General features: G+C 45.7%; 18 protein-coding genes. 10 read left to right on the forward strand and 8 right to left on the reverse strand.

Annotated features, from left to right (window positions below; genetic code table 11):
- Window positions 1-471 precede the first annotated feature (471 nt).
- Window positions 472-1,080 carry a signal peptidase I gene (gene lepB, locus E5S67_RS26750; RefSeq protein ID WP_172191701.1) on the forward strand — a complete coding sequence of 203 codons (609 nt, stop codon included), beginning with the start codon at window positions 472-474 and terminating at the stop codon, window positions 1,078-1,080.
- Between the two features lie 104 nt (window positions 1,081-1,184).
- Here the strand turns inward: lepB and E5S67_RS26755 are convergent, their stop codons facing one another.
- Window positions 1,185-2,708, reverse strand: a complete 1,524-nt coding sequence (locus E5S67_RS26755; RefSeq protein WP_172191703.1) for a peptide ligase PGM1-related protein — start codon at window positions 2,706-2,708, stop codon at window positions 1,185-1,187.
- A gap of 363 nt (window positions 2,709-3,071) precedes the next feature.
- Window positions 3,072-4,688 carry a glycosyltransferase family 39 protein gene (locus tag E5S67_RS26760; protein ID WP_172191705.1) on the reverse strand — a complete coding sequence of 539 codons (1,617 nt, stop codon included), beginning with the start codon at window positions 4,686-4,688 and terminating at the stop codon, window positions 3,072-3,074.
- 318 nt (window positions 4,689-5,006) lie between these two features.
- Between E5S67_RS26760 and recA the strand changes: the two genes are divergently transcribed.
- A complete protein-coding gene (recA, locus tag E5S67_RS26765; RefSeq protein ID WP_216670736.1) occupies window positions 5,007-6,149 on the forward strand; it encodes a recombinase RecA in 1,143 nt (380 codons plus the stop codon).
- 167 nt (window positions 6,150-6,316) lie between these two features.
- Here the strand turns inward: recA and E5S67_RS26770 are convergent, their stop codons facing one another.
- Window positions 6,317-6,754 carry a hypothetical protein gene (locus tag E5S67_RS26770; RefSeq protein ID WP_172191707.1) on the reverse strand — a complete coding sequence of 146 codons (438 nt, stop codon included), beginning with the start codon at window positions 6,752-6,754 and terminating at the stop codon, window positions 6,317-6,319.
- Window positions 6,755-7,053: 299 nt separating this feature from the next.
- Between E5S67_RS26770 and E5S67_RS26775 the strand changes: the two genes are divergently transcribed.
- Window positions 7,054-8,538, forward strand: a complete 1,485-nt coding sequence (locus tag E5S67_RS26775) for a NarK family nitrate/nitrite MFS transporter (protein WP_172191709.1) — start codon at window positions 7,054-7,056, stop codon at window positions 8,536-8,538.
- Window positions 8,539-8,657: 119 nt separating this feature from the next.
- Here the strand turns inward: E5S67_RS26775 and E5S67_RS26780 are convergent, their stop codons facing one another.
- Window positions 8,658-9,377 carry a hypothetical protein gene (locus tag E5S67_RS26780; protein ID WP_172191711.1) on the reverse strand — a complete coding sequence of 240 codons (720 nt, stop codon included), beginning with the start codon at window positions 9,375-9,377 and terminating at the stop codon, window positions 8,658-8,660.
- Window positions 9,378-9,938: 561 nt separating this feature from the next.
- On the opposite strand from E5S67_RS26780, the gene E5S67_RS26785 reads away from it, so the two are divergent.
- Together E5S67_RS26785 and E5S67_RS26790 are read left to right on the forward strand one after the other, a co-directional pair.
- Window positions 9,939-10,412, forward strand: a complete 474-nt coding sequence (locus E5S67_RS26785) for a Coq4 family protein (protein ID WP_172191713.1) — start codon at window positions 9,939-9,941, stop codon at window positions 10,410-10,412.
- Between the two features lie 29 nt (window positions 10,413-10,441).
- Window positions 10,442-10,666, forward strand: a complete 225-nt coding sequence (locus tag E5S67_RS26790; protein ID WP_172191715.1) for a response regulator transcription factor — start codon at window positions 10,442-10,444, stop codon at window positions 10,664-10,666.
- Between the two features lie 116 nt (window positions 10,667-10,782).
- Here the strand turns inward: E5S67_RS26790 and E5S67_RS26795 are convergent, their stop codons facing one another.
- The 3 genes from E5S67_RS26795 to E5S67_RS26805 form a co-directional block, all read right to left on the reverse strand.
- Window positions 10,783-11,679 carry an alpha/beta fold hydrolase gene (locus tag E5S67_RS26795; RefSeq protein ID WP_172191717.1) on the reverse strand — a complete coding sequence of 299 codons (897 nt, stop codon included), beginning with the start codon at window positions 11,677-11,679 and terminating at the stop codon, window positions 10,783-10,785.
- A 217-nt stretch (window positions 11,680-11,896) separates the two neighbouring features.
- Window positions 11,897-13,375 (reverse strand): D-alanyl-D-alanine carboxypeptidase/D-alanyl-D-alanine endopeptidase, encoded by a 1,479-nt coding sequence (gene dacB, locus E5S67_RS26800; RefSeq protein WP_172191719.1) that lies wholly within the window; start codon window positions 13,373-13,375, stop codon window positions 11,897-11,899.
- 75 nt (window positions 13,376-13,450) lie between these two features.
- Complete coding sequence (locus E5S67_RS26805; RefSeq protein WP_172191721.1) at window positions 13,451-13,777, reverse strand: (2Fe-2S) ferredoxin domain-containing protein; 327 nt, start codon at window positions 13,775-13,777, stop codon at window positions 13,451-13,453.
- 245 nt (window positions 13,778-14,022) lie between these two features.
- On the opposite strand from E5S67_RS26805, the gene E5S67_RS26810 reads away from it, so the two are divergent.
- The 5 genes from E5S67_RS26810 to E5S67_RS34175 all read left to right on the forward strand — a co-directional run bounded on the left by E5S67_RS26810 (window position 14,023) and on the right by E5S67_RS34175 (window position 17,276).
- Window positions 14,023-14,484, forward strand: a complete 462-nt coding sequence (locus E5S67_RS26810; protein ID WP_172191735.1) for a CBS domain-containing protein — start codon at window positions 14,023-14,025, stop codon at window positions 14,482-14,484.
- A gap of 120 nt (window positions 14,485-14,604) precedes the next feature.
- The gene (nblB, locus tag E5S67_RS26815; RefSeq protein WP_172191723.1) at window positions 14,605-15,279 is read left to right on the forward strand and encodes a phycobilisome degradation protein NblB; all 675 of its coding nucleotides are present in this window, start codon (window positions 14,605-14,607) and stop codon (window positions 15,277-15,279) included.
- Between the two features lie 230 nt (window positions 15,280-15,509).
- The gene (locus tag E5S67_RS26820) at window positions 15,510-15,686 is read left to right on the forward strand and encodes a hypothetical protein (protein ID WP_216670737.1); all 177 of its coding nucleotides are present in this window, start codon (window positions 15,510-15,512) and stop codon (window positions 15,684-15,686) included.
- A 75-nt stretch (window positions 15,687-15,761) separates the two neighbouring features.
- Window positions 15,762-17,048: a CAP domain-containing protein gene (locus E5S67_RS26825; protein ID WP_172191727.1), complete on the forward strand. Its 1,287-nt coding sequence runs from the start codon at window positions 15,762-15,764 to the stop codon at window positions 17,046-17,048.
- Window positions 17,049-17,156: 108 nt separating this feature from the next.
- A complete protein-coding gene (locus E5S67_RS34175) occupies window positions 17,157-17,276 on the forward strand; it encodes a HAMP domain-containing histidine kinase (protein WP_172191729.1) in 120 nt (39 codons plus the stop codon).
- Here E5S67_RS34175 and E5S67_RS26835 read toward each other — a convergent pair.
- Window positions 17,273-18,994: a putative bifunctional diguanylate cyclase/phosphodiesterase gene (locus E5S67_RS26835; RefSeq protein WP_172191731.1), complete on the reverse strand. Its 1,722-nt coding sequence runs from the start codon at window positions 18,992-18,994 to the stop codon at window positions 17,273-17,275. The two genes, E5S67_RS34175 and E5S67_RS26835, sit on opposite strands and share 4 nt — an antisense overlap.
- Window positions 18,995-19,476: the final 482 nt, after the last annotated feature.

A 19,476-nucleotide genomic window follows, 5' to 3' on the forward strand; every position in this document is an offset into this window, starting at 1 on the left:
GGTGAAGAGATCAAGGAGCGGAATGAAGCGAAAGTTTCACGTTCCGTTTTGAAGGAGAGGTAGGGGTAGAAATTCCCCTATCGACTCTACCAGGTGTGTGTCAGCCTGGAAAAATTTTATCCTCAAAAGAGTTCTGTCAATAGTAAGAAATATGAATGCGAGTTGCGCTCAGAAACTCGGTTTATACGGAAAATAACAGGTTGAGGACGATATATCTATGTAAGAAACGGGGTTTCTTACCGGGCGCGTTTGAGGTAACAGGCAGATGCCTGTGAAGCAACAAATATTTTTTTTTAGGAGGCGGCACTCCTAGCCTGCTCCTAAAAAAAATATTTCAACACAAATAGAGGTTTTGCACTCGTCTGCAGGGCCAATGCAAAAACCCACCCCGCCGGCGAAGATTTTGTAGATTTCCTGAAAAAACTCCGAATTAAGTTTATAATTTGTATCCAGCCCAGTCACTTAATACTTATGACTCGTCTAGACAAGTCAGCCGACGAAAAACCTCCGCAAGACACCGAAAATCCTTGGATAGAAGGAATTAAGACGATCGGCTTAGCAGCATTTTTGGCCTTTGGCATCCGCACCCTGGTTGCCGAAGCTCGCTACATTCCCACCGGCTCGATGCTTCCAACCTTACAAATTAACGATCGATTAATTATAGATAAGGTGAGCTATCGATTCCAAGAGCCCCAGCGAGGAGATATTATAGTGTTTATGCCTCCAGATCCAGCTAGTTTGTGCACGGGACAGCCGCCGCCGATCAAAGATGCCTATATCAAGCGAGTGATCGGACTTCCAGGAGACACTGTGGAAGTTAAACAGGGAAAAGTTTTTATTAACAAGCAGCCGCTACAGGAAAAATATATTGAAGAAATTCCACAGTATCCCTACGGGCCTGTAGTTGTAGCTCCAAATTCTTACTTGGTGCTCGGCGACAACCGCAACGCAAGCTGTGACAGCCATTATTGGGGCTTTGTACCGAGACAAAATATTATCGGTAGGGCGATCGTCCGTTTTTGGCCGCTCAACCGCACAGGTTCGATCGATCCCACGCCCATTTATCCCGCTAAAAATTAGCTACAACCCGCAACCCGCAGATTAAAATCTGCGGTTGTCAGTTTAAAGTACCAATTACCTATTAGCCATTTCCCACGACCAAATAATTAATGGTTAAATGAGATTTAGTATGAGGTTTCGCGATCGAGCACTTTCACAACTTTGTTGTACATCTCCTCTGCCTCTTGCTGCGAGTTGCCGATACTCGTCAATCCCAATTTGCCAAACTCCGACAAACAGCCCATTAAATGAAACACACTGCCCGTCTCAGTACCAGTGTCAAAGTGCAGTTGATTGTCAGCAATAATATCCATCAAATCGTTCGGCAACAATCCCCGATAACGCTCTTTTTTCAAATTGTCGGAAGCAACATAATATTTAGGACGGCCCTGCTGACTGTAAAACAATCCCGTAGTACGCTCGTACCGACCGTTTGTTAACAGCTTCAAAGCCATAAAAGGATGAGTTGTGCCTCCTTTCCGTAAGTTAATTTCTATCGCTTGAAGATCCCATTTCCCATCGGATTGCTTTACCGCGAGGAAATCCACTCCAAATCTCTCTAAAGCACCTTTTTTAGCTAAGTTTTGCCCTACTTTCCATCCCAATTCCTGCAACGCTATTCGATAAGATTCGTCCGCCGGAAATCGGCAGCCTAAGAAAATTTGACCGTCTGGGCCTCCTAAAATTTGGTCGTGGGTTGAGAGAATTTCTACTTCGCCGCTGGGGACTATTCTGCCTTGAACGCTGGGCGAGAACTTTTTTTCTCCTTCGATAAATGCTTCGGCAATTGCCCCTAATTCGGGAATGCGACTGCTAAAATTTTCCCAGGTTTCGCCTGTGGATTGAAAGCGTAAATTATGGAAGCTGTCGCCAATTGCCTTCGCTCTTTCTGTAGGTGCTTTACCTGCGAGGGGCTTCAGATCTAAAATTGCATTCCCTTCCCCCGAAAAACCTTCATTTAACTTAATTACCATCCGCTGCAAATGCGGCTGCCTTTCCCAAAGTTGAGCCGCAGCTTCCGCTAACTCTTCCGCATTCCAAACCAACTCGGAACCGTCAGGACAAGGCACGCCACATTCTTTAAAAATTTGCCTGCTACCGCTTTTTGTTCCCCAGTATAACAGATCGGGATCGCTGGCCCACAAAGGAATCCCCAATTTAACAGATAACTCCCGTTCTAAGGGCGTCGAGTTGTAACAAACCATATAAGATTTTGTCGGTCGCACTGCTTGACGAATGCGCTCCATCAAGCGGGGACGATCTAAAATTTTCTGGGTGAGGGATTTGGCAGAAGCATCGTAAGCACAGAACAGCAAAAGCCGATCGCGCGCGTGAGAAAACGGAATTCCCGGCAACAATTGCAGGTAATAATCCACAATCATCGGGTGCAAAGGCTCGGAGGTAATGTAAATTAAGCGCGTGCGGGGATTTCGCAGGCGAATCAATGAAAATAAATGCCGCTCTTCGTAGTGGTAAGCCCCCTCAATTTTCAGCATTTCTTGCTGATCTAAGCTGAGAGAAGGAATTACGATAATGTCACAATCTCCGCTGTCGAAGTCTTCGATCGCTCCCCAACGTTCGCGTAATTCTGTCTGAAGATTGCGAAATTGCTGTGCGGATTCGGAAGATGAATTATTTAACTCTTGCATTGCGTTTTATCCTAAGTATTCAAATAATTATTGCTGATTATGTCAAATGCGTCCGCCCAAATACCTGAGACAACTCACACAGTTTTTTTCTGACGAACTTTAGCGGGAATTTTGACAAAAATGCCCCAATAGTGATTTAAGGTGTGTCAGTCGAAATATTTGAGGCAACTCAAACAGTTTTTTATGACCCCGCCCAAAAACGGATACCGTGCCACTTACTCCTGTCGTGAAAATCCAAAAATTTTAGACCAAAGTTTAATCTCCCAGATTCATCTGTGGAATAAATCTAAAATCTAAAATCTACAATCTAAAATCGGCTGACGTACCCTACCGGGGACGAGCGTTCATTTCTGTCAAGCTGCTCTAAAAAGCTCGCCGCACTCGAAAAAGTCTGGCATACTCCAATATTGGCTCTAAGCGGCGTTGATTTTGCTTGAGTGCCGATCGCAATTTTTCCGAAGGGCGGAATACCAGGGGAGCCGAATATTTGTTCAGCATCTCCATATCTGGCGACTGGCTCAGCAGCATCAGCCGCACGTCTTTGTCAAGCAAATAACTCAGAGAAAGCAAATCTCCCATGTTCGTAAAATCGTTACCGCGATCGCTAATTACAATTGTATCTTTAATCGATCGGTTAGCTATCGCCTCTTTGTTAATAATTTTCGCAACTTCAGCATTAAAATAACTCAAGTCTTTGCTCCACCAAGTATCAGAAAAAGCGCTGACCGTACAGGATGCTATACTTGCTGTAAATACCAAGGCTAAAATAACTTGCCAAAACCGCTCCTGAGTTTTCACGTTACTTGCAAGCAAGTAAGCAACTGCTAGCTGCACTCCCGGAAAGCAGGAAATCAGATAGCGACTGACGGCGGAACGTTTGCCGCCTAAGATTATATCCGGTAACGCCAGGATCGAAAAAGGTACAAAAATTGATGTTAAAATAAACAACCAAGTTGAACTGCTAGTCCAGCGGCAGATTTTGTAAATCGCTGCGGCCATTAACAGCAAAAATGGCAATCTCAGCACATAAGTCCAGATATTATCAAAGCCTAAGTCGAAGTCAAAAAATAATGCTGTAAAGCTGAGCGCCCACAATTTGACAAGATACAGCAAACCAGGAGATACTCGCGTCCAATCTGTCGTAGCTGATGCTCGTTCCAGGTTGGTTGCCAGCACGTAAATCCACGGAAAATACAATATTAAAGCTGCTATTACTGCTAGAAAAAATAGGGAATTAGTTACGTGACCTTCCAATTCTCTTTTTTTGACAAACAACCAGTAAGCAATTATAAAAACTCCGTGTCCGATGAGTGTTAAACTGAAGAAAGGGTGAGTGTAGAAACCAATGGCGATCGCCAGCGAGTAACACGCCCAGTTTTGCCAACCCTGCAACCGCACAGCTCTCAGCAGCAGCCAACTGCTGCCAATAACTGTGGCTGTCAGCAAACTGTACTGCCTTGCTGTCTGAGCAAACAGTATGTCAAAGGGAGATAAAGCCAAAAGTGCTGTTGCTAATAACGCCGCCAAATTCGAGGCAAAAAGTTCCTGAGCTAAAGCGTACATCAAAGGCAGCGACAGCAAACTCAATAGTGCTGGCAAAGTGCGGGATGCTGTTAGAGAACTGCCAAATTGCTGCATCCACCAACGAGCCATGAGAAAGTATAAAGGCGGATGCTGCGGGTCTTCTAGTGCTAAAGAACGAATTGTATCTGCTTCTGTACTTCCCGGTTTAATCCGCTGATATTTTTGCAATTCTGGTGCGGGAACAATCCGGTTTTGGAATAGTTTGTCGTCGATTTCTTGGCGGGTGAAACCAGCAGCGCGGATTGATGTGTAAGCTTCGTCGTGCCAGTAAAGTTTGCGATCGATCTCGAAGAACCGAAATCCGATACCTAGTAAAATGCCGATCGCCAATAAGCTCATCAGCCAGCGGGAATTTTTGGTATTAACAGATGTGTCTTGATGTGTTGTAGATCCCATGCTTGTCCTAATTGTGGCGATTCCCTGCGGGATAGCTACGCTTCACGGAATTTGGCACTGTAGACCATCTTAAACCTCACTCCGAGAGCGATCGATACCCAGTACATACCCCGACAGACAATAATTCTACCCTCTGCCGGATGCCGAATACCTTCTAGATCCGAGCCTTGTGAAAGCGGGCTCAGGCTGAATCACCCCCAAAATCAAGAATCTTAAACCAAATCCCCGCAGAACCTCCCGACCCTAAAAATAACTGCTAACATACGTGTTGTACAGTTAATCAACAAGCTCCGCAAGGGGTCTACCCGCTTACCGCAAATGGCAAAAAGCAAAGAAACGTCTATAAAAACTTCCACTGAAAACTCAGAAAAGCAAAAAGCTTTAACTTCCGTACTCTCCCAAATCGAGCGCAGTTTTGGCAAAGGGGCGATCGTCCGATTGGGAGACTCCACTCGCATGAGGGTAGAAACCATTTCCACCGGAGCCCTGACACTGGACATTGCTTTGGGCGGCGGTTTGCCAAAAGGCCGAGTCATTGAAATTTACGGCCCGGAAAGTTCCGGTAAAACCACTCTAGCTCTCCACGCGATCGCCGAAGTCCAAAAATCCGGCGGTATCGCAGCCTTCGTCGATGCCGAACACGCGCTCGATCCCACCTACGCCTCAGCTTTAGGCGTCGATATTGAAAATCTATTAGTTTCCCAGCCGGATACCGGCGAAATGGGCCTAGAAATTGTCGATCAACTCGTGCGTTCCGTCGCCGTCGATATCGTAGTCATTGACTCCGTAGCCGCCCTCGTCCCCCGCGCCGAAATTGAAGGCGACATGGGCGACTCTCACATGGGTTTGCAAGCCCGATTGATGAGTCAAGCTTTGCGGAAAATCACGGGCAACATCGGCAAATCCGGCTGTACCGTCATTTTCCTCAACCAACTGCGGCAAAAAATCGGCGTCACTTACGGCAACCCCGAAACAACAACCGGCGGTAACGCTCTCAAATTTTACGCCAGCGTGCGGCTCGACATCCGCCGGATTCAAACCTTGAAAAAAGGCACAGAAGAGTACGGCAACCGCACGAAAGTTAAAGTTGCTAAAAATAAAGTTGCTCCGCCTTTCCGCATTGCCGAATTTGACATTGTATTTGGCAAAGGCATTTCTACTTTAGGCTGTCTGACTGACTTGGCCGACGAAATGGGAGTAATTATGAAAAAAGGTTCTTGGTATAGCTATAACGGCGAGAACATAGCTCAAGGACGAGACAAAGTGATCCAACACATGGAGAAAAATACCGACTTCAAAAATGAAATTGAGGAGCTAGTTAAAAAGAAACTTGAGACTGGTGCTGTGGTTTCTGCTAATTCTGTCGCCCCTGTTGACAATGATGATGAGGATGTAGAAGATCTAGACAATGTAGAAGATCTAGATAATGTAGAAGATGTAGAGGATCTGGAAGAAATCTAAATCTTTTAGTCAATAAATCCCATAGCAGTTATATCCCCGACTTTTTAAAGAAGTCGGGGATATGTTTATTCTGTTTTTTTAAGATGCAGGGTAAAGCATTTGAGAGAAGACAAAGATCCCCGACTTCATCGATGAAATCGGGGATCTAAAATAAGAGTATTTCACGTTTAATGTTGAGGAGTTTGGTTGAAGGAAATCTCTAAAACTTCTATCTGCTGGTTGAGAGTCGCAGAGCGCTTCTGAGCATATTTGTCGTGCAGAAAAATAGTTAAGCCCACACCCACTGGCAAAACAAAATAGATAAATCCCAACAACATCTGGGCAATTTCTTCTTGCCTCGCAGCATCGATTTGAGCCACAGCAGCGGGTTGACTTGTCGTGCTGTTGACTGGCTGCTGATTGGATTGCTCGATCGCCTGCGCTTTTACTTGCGGTTGAGCTTCCTGGGCGATCGCCCCAGAAGCAGTTCCCAAGCTTCCAGCCACTGCTACACATACTGTCAGAAAACTAAAAAGTTTTGATTTAACCTTTAATCCGTTGTTCGTGGCACTGGTTGAGTGGCGATCGGCTTGCTGAGTTTCTTTTTCGGTTAAGCGTACAAGCATTTTTACTTACCTGTTATTAAAATAAATTTAATTTCTGTATTCAAATATACTGTTTTTTCTATTTTAACGCAATAAGTATTTATTACTAAAATTAGGTATAAATGCACGATCTGCATTAATTCGATGCGCCAGTTGGGGTTTTGATCACAAACAGTAACTTTGTATACAATTTTTCCTCTGGACATCCACTTGAATTGGAACGCAACATAAAAGCGCGATCGTAAAAAAACGTTACCCCAAACAGTTAGAAAGTCAACTCGAAATTAATAATCTGTATTATTTATTAGGACAAGTTATATATGCTTCAAGGGCTTTTATCGTTCAGAGGGCCTTTTCGGATTCTGAATCTCAGTTGGTTTGCTTTTTTCTTAACTTTCGTAGTTTGGTTCAACTACGCACCTTTCAGCACAACGGTGCAGCACGATTTGGGACTGACAGTTGGGCAAGCCAGAATCATCAGTCTGTGCAACCTAGCTTTCGCAATTCCTGCACGTATTATTATCGGGATGTTGCTCGATCGCTTCGGGCCTCGCATCACCTTCTCTTCACTCCTGGTGTATGCAGCATTTCCTACACTGGCATTCGCCTTTGCCCAAAACTTCAATCAGTTGGTTTTGAGCCGTTTGGCAATGGGAATTGTCGGCGCTGGATTCGTGGTTGGCATTCGCTTAGTTGCCGAATGGTTTCCCCCAAAAGATATCGGCTTCGCTCAAGGTATCTACGGCGGCTGGGGCAACTTTGGCTCTTTTGCCGCAGAAGCAGCGTTACCGGCGATCGCGGCAGGAACAGCTTTTCTCTCAGTCGGACACACAAATTGGCGGCTGGCGATCGCCCTTACTGGGATTGCCACAGCAGTTTTCGGAGTCATTTTTTACTGCAACGTTCAAGACACTCCTCCCGGCAAAGTCTATCAGCGCCCTGCCCGCAACGGCGCAATGGAAGTCACCAGCGCCAAAAGCTTTTGGGCACTGTCAATAACCAATATTCCTCTATTTGGTGCCTTAGCTTTGATTGTGTGGCGCTTGCAGAAAGCAAATTTTCTGACTGCAAATGTGATGTACGCTATTTGGATTAGTTTGACAGCACTGTATTTAATTCAGGCTTACAAAGCCTGGGAAGTTAACCGAGAAGTTGTCACCGGTCAAAAACATTACCCACCTCAAGATCGCTATCAAATCAGTCAAGTATTCGTATTAGAACTAGCTTATGCAGTCAGCTTTGGTTCAGAGCTCGCTGTGGTTTCCATGTTACCGGAATTTTTTGAACACACATTCAATATAAATCATGCGATCGCCGGGCCGATAGCTGCTACTTATCCGCTGATGAACTTAGTCAGCCGTCCAGCCGGAGGCTTAATTTCTGATAAAATCGGCAGCCGCAAGTGGACGCTGACAGTGATGACCGGCGGAGTGGGATTGGGGTATTTAATAATGAGCCAAATTACGGCAAACTGGCATTTAGCAATTGTGATTATCGTGACCATGTTATGTGCCTTCTTTGTCTTCGCCGCCGCAGGCGCAACTTTTGGCATCGCCTCCTTAATTAAACGAGAAGTAACTGGTCAAATTGCCGGAAATATCGGTGCTTACGGCAGTGTCGGATCTGTAATTTACGCCACCCTTTATAGCTTTCTGCCCCAAACAGTTGCAGGCAACCGCAGCTTCTTTGAGGTACTCGGAATTGCTGCTGTAATTGTGTGCTTCCTTTGTGTTTTTATCCTGAAGGAACCGAAGGTTATTGCAAGCAAAGATTTGGCAGAAGAAGCTATGCTGCTGGGCCACTAAATCGCCAATCAATTTTTAATTAGAACAACTTAAAACAACAGAACAGCAAGCAGCGTCACTTCTTTCTTTAAGAAGTCGGGCTGTGAGATGAGCAGCAGTTTATTTATCACTTTTGTCACTTATTGTGGCAAAGAAATTGGCTGAATGTATTGAGAATTAGCGCGTACGTAACAGCCATTTGTTGTCAGCAGCCAGGGTTGACCTTTCTCAATTTTAATTGCATTTGTTCCCCTGAGTTCACCGAAAATTTTATCTTTGTTCGCGCTGTAAACTTGTTTAATTGCTCCATTTGGCGTCTGGCGACAGTTGAGTTTTCCATCCTGTGAGGTGATTCGCCACAATGGCCAAGTTCCAGAACCAGCAGTTTCAGTCAACCAAGTATTAGCATTGCTAGAAGTATAGTCGCCACTTGCATTAGCACGCGGTAAAGCTTCGACTAAATTTACTTTAACTGTCTTGCCCACAGAAGGACAATTTTCTCCTGCTTTCACCTTCCAAGTAACTTCTGCTCCCAATTGGCTGCTGCTTCCAACTTGACGCGTGACAATGGTAATATCTCCAGAACAAACAATTTTTTTGCCAGGGCCACTCGCACTGTCTTTGAAAGTCCCATTGTAATAGTAAGAGCCTGCTGCTCCTTCGGAACGGGTAACTTTAATATTGCCCAAAAATTCCCGATTGCCTACTTTGGTCAAGTAAAAACTGCTGCGATTGTTCCCTTTTTCTGACAGGTTTAAAGTAGTTTGACCGTTAGAATTAACATAAGTGGTAGCGCTAGCAGCACGGCACCAAATTAATGACAAAACTCCTGCATAAAACCAAATATTAAGTCGTTTCATGGCAATACCTTTTATGAATTTATACTTTATTATACCTAGTATGTAAATACTTCACCAGTCGCTCAAATGAGTGACACTCATTTGAGCGACTGCGCACTCGTTTGACCCTGGGCGGGGAGCATCCCCGGCATCAACTCTGCATAACTTCACCTTACTTCAGGTTCCTTCAACTCTCTTCACTTGCTAGCACCCGCATCGCTTGGTTTACACGGTTCAACTTCTGACTCATTGCAGGTTCCAATAATGAGTAGCAGAATAAATTTATATACGTAAGTAAGGGAGTTCCAATCACCGCTAAATACTGTGGATTTTACGGTTACTTCCCGGCGGGTCAAGTTGCGGTAACTAACACTAGCCCGATTTTGACAACTGGCAGATTTTACCTCTGAGGCTGTTTGTAAAGAAATGTAAAAGCTCCTGAAAGCCAATTGCTGTGACAGAAAGTACGGTTTCTAAGCTGAGTAGGTAAAAAAAGTCGTCTTGATTCAGCGCAAAAATGAACTTGACAAACACCAATTAATTTGCCCGAAACTTAAATCATTGTTGAAGGGAGAATCAATCATGGCTGACGGTCAATTAGAAGTTATATTAAAGATGGCTCGAACAATTAATCCTCAAATTGAGAGCGATCGACCTTTTGAAATAGACTTGGAAAAATTGCGCCAACTGCCAGCAGGAACATTAGGGTGCGAAGTGGCGCGGTTTCTAGACGAACAAGGCTTTGAGCCGATCGCATCGGGAGACTGGATTCAGCGAAACCACGACGTTTGGCACGTTCTGACTGGTCTTTCAGCTTCAACAGAAGATGAATTTGTACTTCAAGCGTTTACTCGCGCTCAAGTATTTCGTCCTTCCTGTGCGATTTTAGTGTTAGTTGGACTGATCGGCGGCAAATGCGCGATCGGACAAATTATCAAAGGCTTAAAACACGGAAAACTAGCCACTCGGCTAATCGACTGGGATGTTGCATCTGATTGGGAAACTCCTTTATCTGAAGTTCGAGAAAAACTCGGAATTCAACCATTCATTGATTAGATTTTAACTCGTTACCTCATTGCAAAAGTATGCAAAGCACAAGTGACAAACCGGAAATTAGCCTGAGTCCACGGGAAAGAGCGATCGCCCAATTAGTAGCCCAAGGCCTGCCAAACAAATGTATTGCCAAAAATTTAAATATCAGTCACTGGACGGTTGCTACTTACGTGAGGCGGATTTTTATCAAACTCGGTGTTTGTTCCAGAACTGCAATGATTGCACTGCTGATCCAAGAAAATTTGCTCTGGGATTAACAAACAGTTGAATTTGTCAGATATCAAGAACGGGCAAGATGCCCGTTCCACAAAAATTCAATCTTCTTGTGGAACGGGCATCTTGCCCGTTCTTATTTGCAAGCGTTAATTTTTTTCTATGCCAAAGCCAAAGAAGGAGAAGAATTTCTCAGAAAACTCAGCAATTCTCGATTCACCGTTTGCGGTGCTTCCTGCTGAATCCAGTGACCGCAGTTAGGAACTAATTTCAACTTAAACGGAGCCGTAATTAATCGGTCTAAACCTTCTACAAGTTTGTGGCTCAAAAACGCATCTTCTTCTCCCCAAAGCACCAAAGTAGGCACTGTCACAGGTTCTAATTTCTGTCCCCAATGCCAAAGCCGCTGCGGGTGAAACATCTGCTGGTAATAATTCATCGCTGCCGCTAACACTCCCGGCTTTTCTAAAGCGGTCTGATAAATCTTAGTTTCTTCAGCGCTAAAAGCTCCTTTGCGAACAGCTTGTCCTTGAAAAACATTTTTCACAAAATCTTTCAAGTTTTGCCGGATCAACCATTCGGGAATGCCGGGAACCTGAAAAGCCAAAACGTACCAACTGCGGCGGATTTGATCTAAATTGCTCGCCATTTCCTGCACGAATCGCTGCGGGTGCGGAGCGTTCAAAATTGCCAAGCGGTTGAGCTTTTCGGGGAATTTTTGAGCTAAGTGCCACGCGATCGCACCTCCGCAATCGTGACCGACAATATGAGCTTTTGTATAGCCGAGCCGATCGATCAAACCGCGAATATCGGCGCTCAGCGTATCTAAATCATAGCCGCTTGTCGGCTTGTCGGAATCGTTGTAGCCCCGCAAATCCGGCACCACAACCTTGAAATGACGCGCTAAGGCAGGGATTTGATGGCGCCAAGAGTACCAAAACTCTGGAAACCCGTGCAGGAGCAGAACGAGCTCGCCTTCTCCTTGAGAAACACAGTGCAGGCGGATGTTGTTGGTTTCGACAAAAATGTGTTGCTGTTCGGAATCGAAAGAATTCATAGTTGGAAAGTTAGACTTATTTTGGGGAAGTACAGAACCCGCCGACTGGTAGCAGGCTGAAACTGCCCAATGGTTTTAATGTTTCTGCTTTTATTGTAGCTGCTTTTCGAGTCCCGCCGCTGCAATCTAATTAAACTTAAAACTTGTAGGGTTTTTGGGTGTTCTGTTTTTTAGGTGTAATTACTAATCTTAACTTTATCACCTTAAATTTGTTGTTTTAACAGCGGCGCAGGCGATTCAATAATAGCACAATTTCGTCAGTTGCCGATCGCATTTTTGCAGCCGATAGGTCAGATTGATTCACGATAATGCTAAACACCAGCGGCTCGTAATTCGGAACTTCGATATATCCCGACAGCGCCGAAACTCCGCTCAAAGTTCCTGTTTTTGCTTGCAAAATTACGCGGTTTGGTGTAATATTTAAGCGACTTTTCAAAGTGCCGTTCTCGCCCGCGATCGGCAGTGACTGGCGGTAAATAGATGCAGCAGGTGAATTGGCCATAAATCTCAAAGTTTGCACCAAGGCTTCTGGACTAATTAAATTGTGCCGAGACAAGCCGGAACCGTCGGCTAATATGTAGCTGTTTGGATTTACCCCTAATTGAGTTAAAGCTGTTTTTAACTCCTTCAAACCCATTTCCCCTGTATCCTCTTGTGGCACAGGCATCTTGCCTGTGAGTGTTTGCTGCCGGGGCATATTGTCTGTAACTTTTCCCAGCAACCTCAATAAAACTTCTGCATAAAGATTGTTGCTTTCTCGATTAGTTTCTTTCACCAATTCCGCTATCGGGGGCGATTCAACGGTAGCTAATTCTTGATTAAAATTGCGAGGATTAGATGCAACGAAAGCCTGTTTAACAGGAATTCCCTCAGCCGCCAGGACTTGCTGAAAATGCTGCAAAAAATTATTAGCGGGGTTGACAACTGCGACATAAGCTGGTTCGGATTCTGCACCAACTTTCAACTGTCCGCTAACTCGAATTGCAGGTCGATCGAACTCCCTGCCAACTTCAATAAACTCGGATTCATTTTGGGCGACTGTTACTGAATTGTTCTGAATTTGCCACTGATTTGCCAGCTTAGGTTCGGCAAAAGTAACTTTCAGAGGTTGCCCGAGATCCTGCGGGGACAAGAGAAGTTCGATGGCGTTTTGATTGAAAATTAAACTGTTAATTGGCGCACCATAGCCAGCTTGCGCGTCTTCCCATTCCCAATTCGGATTGACTGCACTGCCTTGAAAATAGCTGTCATCGCCAATCAACTCATTTACTTGACTGATTCCCCGCTGCTTCAACTGTTGCGCCAAGGATTTCAACTGAGGCTCAGCAATGCTCGGATCTCCCCTGCCTGCAACGTACAAACTGCCATTTTCGCCGCTGTAAACCGATGTCTTAATCCGAAAATCTGCACCGAGTTTCTGCAAAGCAGCGGCTGTGGTTAGCAGCTTGACATTTGATGCTGGAATAAAATATTTTTGGGCGTCGCGGCTGTAGAGAGTAGTAGTAGAAGATAGAGGTTGAATTAAAATGCCCCAGCGCGATCGGCTAAATTCGGGACGGTTGGCGATCGCATCTACTTGTTCCCCCAATTCCCCAGGACAAATATCCCCAGCAACCGTCTGCGTTTGAGCCGCAGCCGCCGACGGACGCCCCAGAATTAGGACTAACAAACTAAGCGCAATTCCTTTGATTTTCAAAGTGCAAGTCCCATAATAATAACTATTCAAATTAGATGCGCCCGAGCTGGGAAGTTTCACCGAATCAAGTCAATACTAATAATAATAACGCGCATGAATTCTCGGATTGAACAGCGCCTCTACAGGTTTTCCCTCTTTGAGGTGTTCTTCCACAATCAAGGGCACATCACTCGGTTTAACTCGACAATACCAAATTTCGTCGGGGGTAACTCGCACCGTCGGGCCAGTGTTGCACTGTCCCTGACAGCTACTGGCCTCAACTATTACCCCTGCAACTTGTTGAGCTTCAAAAGCAGCTAGCACTGCTGCTGAACCGTTTTTCAGGCAAGATTGATACTGGCAAACCAATACACAGCGAGCTTCTGGTTGGGAGTCTGGTTCTCGGGCTGGAGATTCTGGCATTGGTAAGGATTTATCGGCTCTTTAATATATCTTAACAATCTTGTCAGGCAGATCGCCCGCCGGAGGGAGGCAAAGGGCAAAATTTTATAGTGCGATCGAAAAAAACAGCAAAATTCTGGCATTCAAAATTTTTCGTTGTTTACTACCTTCAAACCAATCCTTTCAGCAGAGCTGCCTTTCTTCAGTCTGTGTCACGCTTTCCCTATATGATCGATTTAGAGCAACAACTCAATCAACCGCTAATCATGCCAAAAACAGTAGCCGATGTAATGAGCCGCGAGCCGATTTTGGCGCGACCCGAAATGCCCTTGAACGAAGCGATTAAAATTTTAGCCGATCGACGCATTAGCGGTCTTCCCGTCGTAGATGAGAATGACTTGTTGGTAGGAGTCATCTCCGAAACCGACTTGATGTGGCGGGAAACCGGCGTAACTCCGCCCGCTTACATCATGGTGCTCGACAGCGTGATTTATTTGGAAAATCCATCTCGTTACGAGCGAGAGCTCCACAAGGCTTTAGGACAAACAGTAGGAGAAGCGATGAGTACAGAGCCAGTTACCATCGAGCCCGACAAATCTCTCCAAGAAGCTGCAAAACTGATGCACGATCGCAGCATCCACCGATTGCCGGTGCTTGATACTGCCGGTAAAGTAATCGGCATCCTCACTAGGGGAGATATTATTCGAGCGATGGCGGCCGAATCTTAATTAACTTTTGCAGTTCCAGCGCTGTATCAGAAAATGAGTCGATCGCTCTTTCAATCTCGCTCGCTTTTGGCAATTACCAATTACCAAATCTAAAATCTAAAATCTAAAATCTAAAATCCGATGAGCATTACCCCTGAGTCTGTCGAACAATTGCTGAATTCCGAGGATTTTGGCGAAAGACTGCGAGCAGTCAACCAACTGCGGCAACTAGATCCCGCGATAGCCTATAAACTGATTCAAATTGCGATCGGCGATAAAAACGTCCGGGTTCGCTACGCAGCAGTCAGCCAAATATCAACCCTCGGCACGCAGAATCTGCCGAACGCTTTAGAGGTACTGCGAAACAGCCTGAACAACGACCCCGAACCCGACGTGCAAGCAGCAGCAGCCGATGCTTTGGGCGCATTGAAATTAACCGATGCTTTAGAAGATTTGCAGCAAGTTTACAGCAGTACATCTGAATGGCTGGTGCAGCTCAGCATCGTCGCGGCTTTGGGAGAAATGGGAGATCCGAAAGCCTTTCCGATGTTAGAAAATGCCCTGACTTCTGAAAACGAATTGATCCAAACCATTGGCATCAGCGCATTAGGTGAATTGGGAGATAAACGCGCGCTGCCGCTGCTGCTTCCCTACGCTTCCAATGCAGATTGGCAAATCCGTTACAGAGTCGCCCAAGCTCTCGGGCGGCTGGGCGGTACAGAAGCAGAGGCGGCTTTGGAAATTCTCGCCAAAGATGAGGTTGAACAAGTTGCTCAGGAGGCTAAAGTCGGACAAGAGAATATTTTAAAGTTGTGAGTTTTGAGGTGTGAATTTTGAATTAATTTAGAATTTTTTGTGAGGATTCTACTAAAAACTCCGTTCGCGATCGCACACAGAATTCAAAAACCCGGTTTCTTCCTATATTTCTCGTGACAGTCCGCCAAACTCGTAGAAACCGGGTTTCTAGCCCGCTAGCCAGCGGGCTGGGTGCGCACCGCAAACCTTACTAATCAGGAAAAATCTCTAATCTCCAATCTAAAATTGTCTTGATGCCACGGGCGATCGCAAATTCCCTTGAAACTCTCCTCAAAGTCGATCGCACTCTTCCCTTTCTCAACCACAGCCGGGATCTTGACATCGGCACTTTGACAACAGCTATAATTAAAATAAATACAGCAGCGGCAGGGGTTAACACAATTATTGAAGTGTACCCAGCCAGCTAGCGATCGGGGAAACTATCGTTAAGAGGGCAAGCAATCTACCAGCAAAACCCACTCTTAAAACTGTTTATCATCCCCATGCTTGAACAACTACAAAATTCTGGTTCTCAGTCCTCGGACATTTTAACAGGAGAGCGATCGGCCTCTCAAGTCGCACCAACTCCAACCAATCAAAACTTTATTTATAGAGTTTTAGAACTTACCAACATCGAACGCAGTAAATTAGGTTTGTCCCCGCTCACCTTAAATACTCAGTTACTAAATGCGGCGGAAAATCACAGCCAAAACATGGCACTGCAAGATTTCTTTTCCCATACCGGAAAAGATGGTTCGTCATTAGCAAGTCGGGTTACTGCAACGGGCTATAAATTTTCAGCGGCAGCAGAAAACATCGCTGCGGGCTCTTCTACACCCGAACAAGTTGTATCATCGTGGATGAACAGCAGCGGCCACCGGGCTAACATTCTTAACCCGAACCTCAAAGAAATTGGCATCGGTTACTATTTCTTAGCCGACGATACTGGCATAGAAAATTGGAATCACTATTGGACGCAAGTTTTTGCGACTTCTCTTGACGGTAGTGTCAATCCCGCACCGACTCCGACACCGACACCCACACCGACACCTACTCCCAACACATTGGTATCGATTATTTCGCCAATACCCAATGCTACAGGGGACGGCAGCCCGACGACAGCACCCAAAAATACAGCCAGCGGCGGCAATTATTTCCTATCAGATAGTGCCGATAGTCAAATACCGACAAATGCTGCGGGATTGCCAATTTTTGCCCTTTCCGGCAAAGATAATATCAACGGGGGAGAAGGTGCTGATAGCATTAATGGAATGCAAGGTGCGGATACAATTAATGGCGCAGGCGGCAATGACAGCTTATCGGGCGGCAAAGAATCCGATTCAATTGATGGCGGTGTTGGCAATGATTTTATCGGCGGCAACAACGATAACGATCGGCTAATCGGATCGGACGGTAACGATACTATTCGCGGCGGCAAAGAAGATGATGTCTTGATTGGCGGTAACGGATCCGATTTGTTGGCGGGCGATCGCGGTCAAGATATTCTGACGGGCAGTGGCGGAAATGATACGTTTATTTTAGCAGGAGGTTTGCCTGCTTCGGCTACTTTAATTAGTGCGGATGTGATTACCGATTTTGCGATCGGGGATAACATTGGTTTGACTGACGGTATCGGGTTTGCCAACTTGACTTTTGAAGCTGTGAGTTTGCAGTTGGATGGAGGTGCAAGCGTCGCTTCTACGGCGATTAAGTCGGGCAGTAATTATTTGGGAATCGTGCAGGGTGTAAGTCAAAGTCAGCTTGCATCTTCTGTTTTTGTCAACGCCTAAAAAACACCATACCCAGATTCCCGACTTCTTGGAGAAGTCAGGAATCTAAAAACGAGAGCGCTTTACGTTTAACTTTGAGAGTATAGTCGGGGTGGCTGTTTTGAGAGATTGGTTGTTATAAAGTCCTGGACGGAAAAACACGGCGGTACGATCGCATTCAACTCAACCGCAGGCATGGGTACTGAGTTTACGATCGCATTACCAGTGAAAGCTAATGGTTCAGCTTAAAAGTGGGTGGCAAGAGCCATAGGTGCTGCATCAGACTGAAACGACTCGTTTAGCAGTTTGGCGATAGTGTCAGCGTTAGCAGGGCGACTGAAGTAAAACCCTTGACCTTCATCGCAGCCTCGCGCTTGCAGGTAGTCACGCTGCTCCTTGGTTTCAATGCCTTCTGCGGTGATCGTTAACCGCAGACTTTTTGCCAGAGCAATGATGGCATCAGTAATGGTGGCGCTGTTCGGATTAGACAGTACATCTCGGACAAACGATCGATCGATCTTGAGCATATTAACTGGAAACCGTTGCAGGTAGTTGAGGGAAGAATAACCTGTGCCAAAGTCGTCTAGGGCGAGGGACACGCCAAGTTCTCGCAGTTGCAATAAGGTTTTGACCGATCGCTCAATGTCAGTCATCAAGGCAGTTTCAGTCACTTCCAGTTCTAAATACGCAGCTTCGAGTTCGGTCTGGGCCAAAATTTGGCGAACCATCTCAACCAGATTCGCCTGCTCAAATTGTCGAGCCGACAGATTCACCGAAATCCGCAGCGCTGGCATCCCAGCCAGTTGCCAGCGACGGGTTTGAGCGCAAGCCGTTCGCAAGACCCATTCACCAATGGGCACGATCTCGCCATTGGCTTCGGCGATCGGAATAAATTTTGCCGGAGAGACTAAACCCTCTGTAGAATGCTGCCAGCGAACCAGCGCCTCCGTTGCTGTCACCTGTCCGCTGTCGAGGTCGATCAGCGGTTGATAGTAAACCAGTAGTTCGTTACGATCCAGCGCTCCGCGCAGGCTATTTTCTAGGAGCAGTCGCTCCTGTAACTGAACGTTCATTTCGGGTGAATAAAACTGATAGTGACTCTGCCCTTGCTGCTTTGCCTGATGAAGTGCGAAGTGAGCTTGCTGAAGAAGTTGCTCTGCAGAATTGGTATTTTCTAAATGGTTCAATGTAATGCCAAGACTGGCGGTGAGGTGGATCGGTTGGCCCTCTATGGAGAAAGGTTTTGCTAGCGTACTCAGCAGCAGTTGGGATAGCTTGACCACACTCTCCAGCGAGGGGAGTTCGCTGCGAGCGATCGCAAACTCACCATCGCCCAAACGCGCCAAGAGATCTGACCGATCTATGCAGTTTACCACCCGTTGGGAAACGGCTCTAATTAGTAAGTCCCATATCCCAGGCTCCAACCCATGGCGCATCCCTGTCAAATCATCGATACCCAATACCAGAACTGCGACCAGGGATGAGTGATTTTGGGATCGGGTTTGATTCAGGCGATCGCAGAATAAGTCACGATTTGGCAATCCAGTCAGTTTATCGTAGTGGGTAATGTAATCAATCAATTCATCTAGTTTGTAAAGCGTTTGTGAGGAATTTGCCATCAGCGTACCGACTTCATCAGCAAACTCTGTGGGTAAGTTCGGCAATGTTTTTGTATCGAGGTAGTTTTGTAGAGCCTCCGAGGTTAAGATTACCGGAACCAGGAGGTAGCGTAGTGTATAAAGCGTTGCTGCCGTACCCGCTAATGTCGCCAGCAGAGCAATTAGCAGAACCCGGACTGATGTCTCTAAAGAGTAAGCGTTTGAGGTAAGAAACCAGACCATTAAGGTTAGCAAAGGAACGTGCGTGCCTAAAAATGCAACCACCATAATTTTGGCAGTGTAGCTTTTTTTCAGCCAGGGGAGATGCCCCAACGATGAGTATAGGTTAAGGTTAGGCTTTAGTTGCATAGGACTCGGTTTGAAATTTCAAAGTGGGTAAAGTATCCAGCAGTCTGGTACTAGGTGTGTTGGCTTCAGAAACGGCTTTTTTAACTAAGGAGCGATCGCCTTAGATTTGACCGATATTTTACAAATCGATCGACAATACCGAGCCGCGATCGCTTGTATGATAAAATATCCAAGCGATCGCCAAACAACAAATATATATACTGACCCTAATCGCCTTTTTTTAAAACGTCAGTGATCCGCGCCACAAATCACCAAATTGACTTTTTTGAATGCTACAAATTAGATCGACCTTCAGCTTTTAGTCTGCTACTGATAACTAATGACTAATGACTAATGACTGATAACTAATGACTAATGACTAATGACTAATGACTAATAACTAATAACTAAATTACTGTAGTTTAGACTAACCAAAGATGAGAACGGTGGCCAAAGAAGAACTAGAGCCACCGCGCCAGGAGAGAATGAGGGTGAAAAAGAAA

The organism is Microcoleus asticus IPMA8, from assembly GCF_013179805.1.
Taxonomy (GTDB): domain Bacteria; phylum Cyanobacteriota; class Cyanobacteriia; order Cyanobacteriales; family Microcoleaceae; genus Microcoleus; species Microcoleus asticus.

Excerpts from the sequence above, each read along its gene's own strand:
- E5S67_RS26780 (WP_172191711.1), bottom strand. The coding sequence starts at position 9,377 with ATGAAACGACTTAATATTTGGTTTTATGCAGGAGTTTTGTCATTAATT.
- lepB (WP_172191701.1), top strand. The coding sequence starts at position 472 with ATGACTCGTCTAGACAAGTCAGCCGACGAAAAACCTCCGCAAGACACC.
- E5S67_RS26795 (WP_172191717.1), bottom strand. The coding sequence starts at position 11,679 with ATGAATTCTTTCGATTCCGAACAGCAACACATTTTTGTCGAAACCAAC.
- recA (WP_216670736.1), top strand. The coding sequence starts at position 5,007 with ATGGCAAAAAGCAAAGAAACGTCTATAAAAACTTCCACTGAAAACTCA.
- E5S67_RS26775 (WP_172191709.1), top strand. The coding sequence starts at position 7,054 with ATGCTTCAAGGGCTTTTATCGTTCAGAGGGCCTTTTCGGATTCTGAAT.
- nblB (WP_172191723.1), top strand. The coding sequence starts at position 14,605 with ATGAGCATTACCCCTGAGTCTGTCGAACAATTGCTGAATTCCGAGGAT.
- E5S67_RS26770 (WP_172191707.1), bottom strand. The coding sequence starts at position 6,754 with ATGCTTGTACGCTTAACCGAAAAAGAAACTCAGCAAGCCGATCGCCAC.
- E5S67_RS26825 (WP_172191727.1), top strand. The coding sequence starts at position 15,762 with ATGCTTGAACAACTACAAAATTCTGGTTCTCAGTCCTCGGACATTTTA.
- E5S67_RS26785 (WP_172191713.1), top strand. The coding sequence starts at position 9,939 with ATGGCTGACGGTCAATTAGAAGTTATATTAAAGATGGCTCGAACAATT.
- E5S67_RS26810 (WP_172191735.1), top strand. The coding sequence starts at position 14,023 with ATGCCAAAAACAGTAGCCGATGTAATGAGCCGCGAGCCGATTTTGGCG.
- E5S67_RS26805 (WP_172191721.1), bottom strand. The coding sequence starts at position 13,777 with ATGCCAGAATCTCCAGCCCGAGAACCAGACTCCCAACCAGAAGCTCGC.
- E5S67_RS26760 (WP_172191705.1), bottom strand. The coding sequence starts at position 4,688 with ATGGGATCTACAACACATCAAGACACATCTGTTAATACCAAAAATTCC.
- E5S67_RS26790 (WP_172191715.1), top strand. The coding sequence starts at position 10,442 with ATGCAAAGCACAAGTGACAAACCGGAAATTAGCCTGAGTCCACGGGAA.
- E5S67_RS26835 (WP_172191731.1), bottom strand. The coding sequence starts at position 18,994 with ATGCAACTAAAGCCTAACCTTAACCTATACTCATCGTTGGGGCATCTC.
- E5S67_RS26755 (WP_172191703.1), bottom strand. The coding sequence starts at position 2,708 with ATGCAAGAGTTAAATAATTCATCTTCCGAATCCGCACAGCAATTTCGC.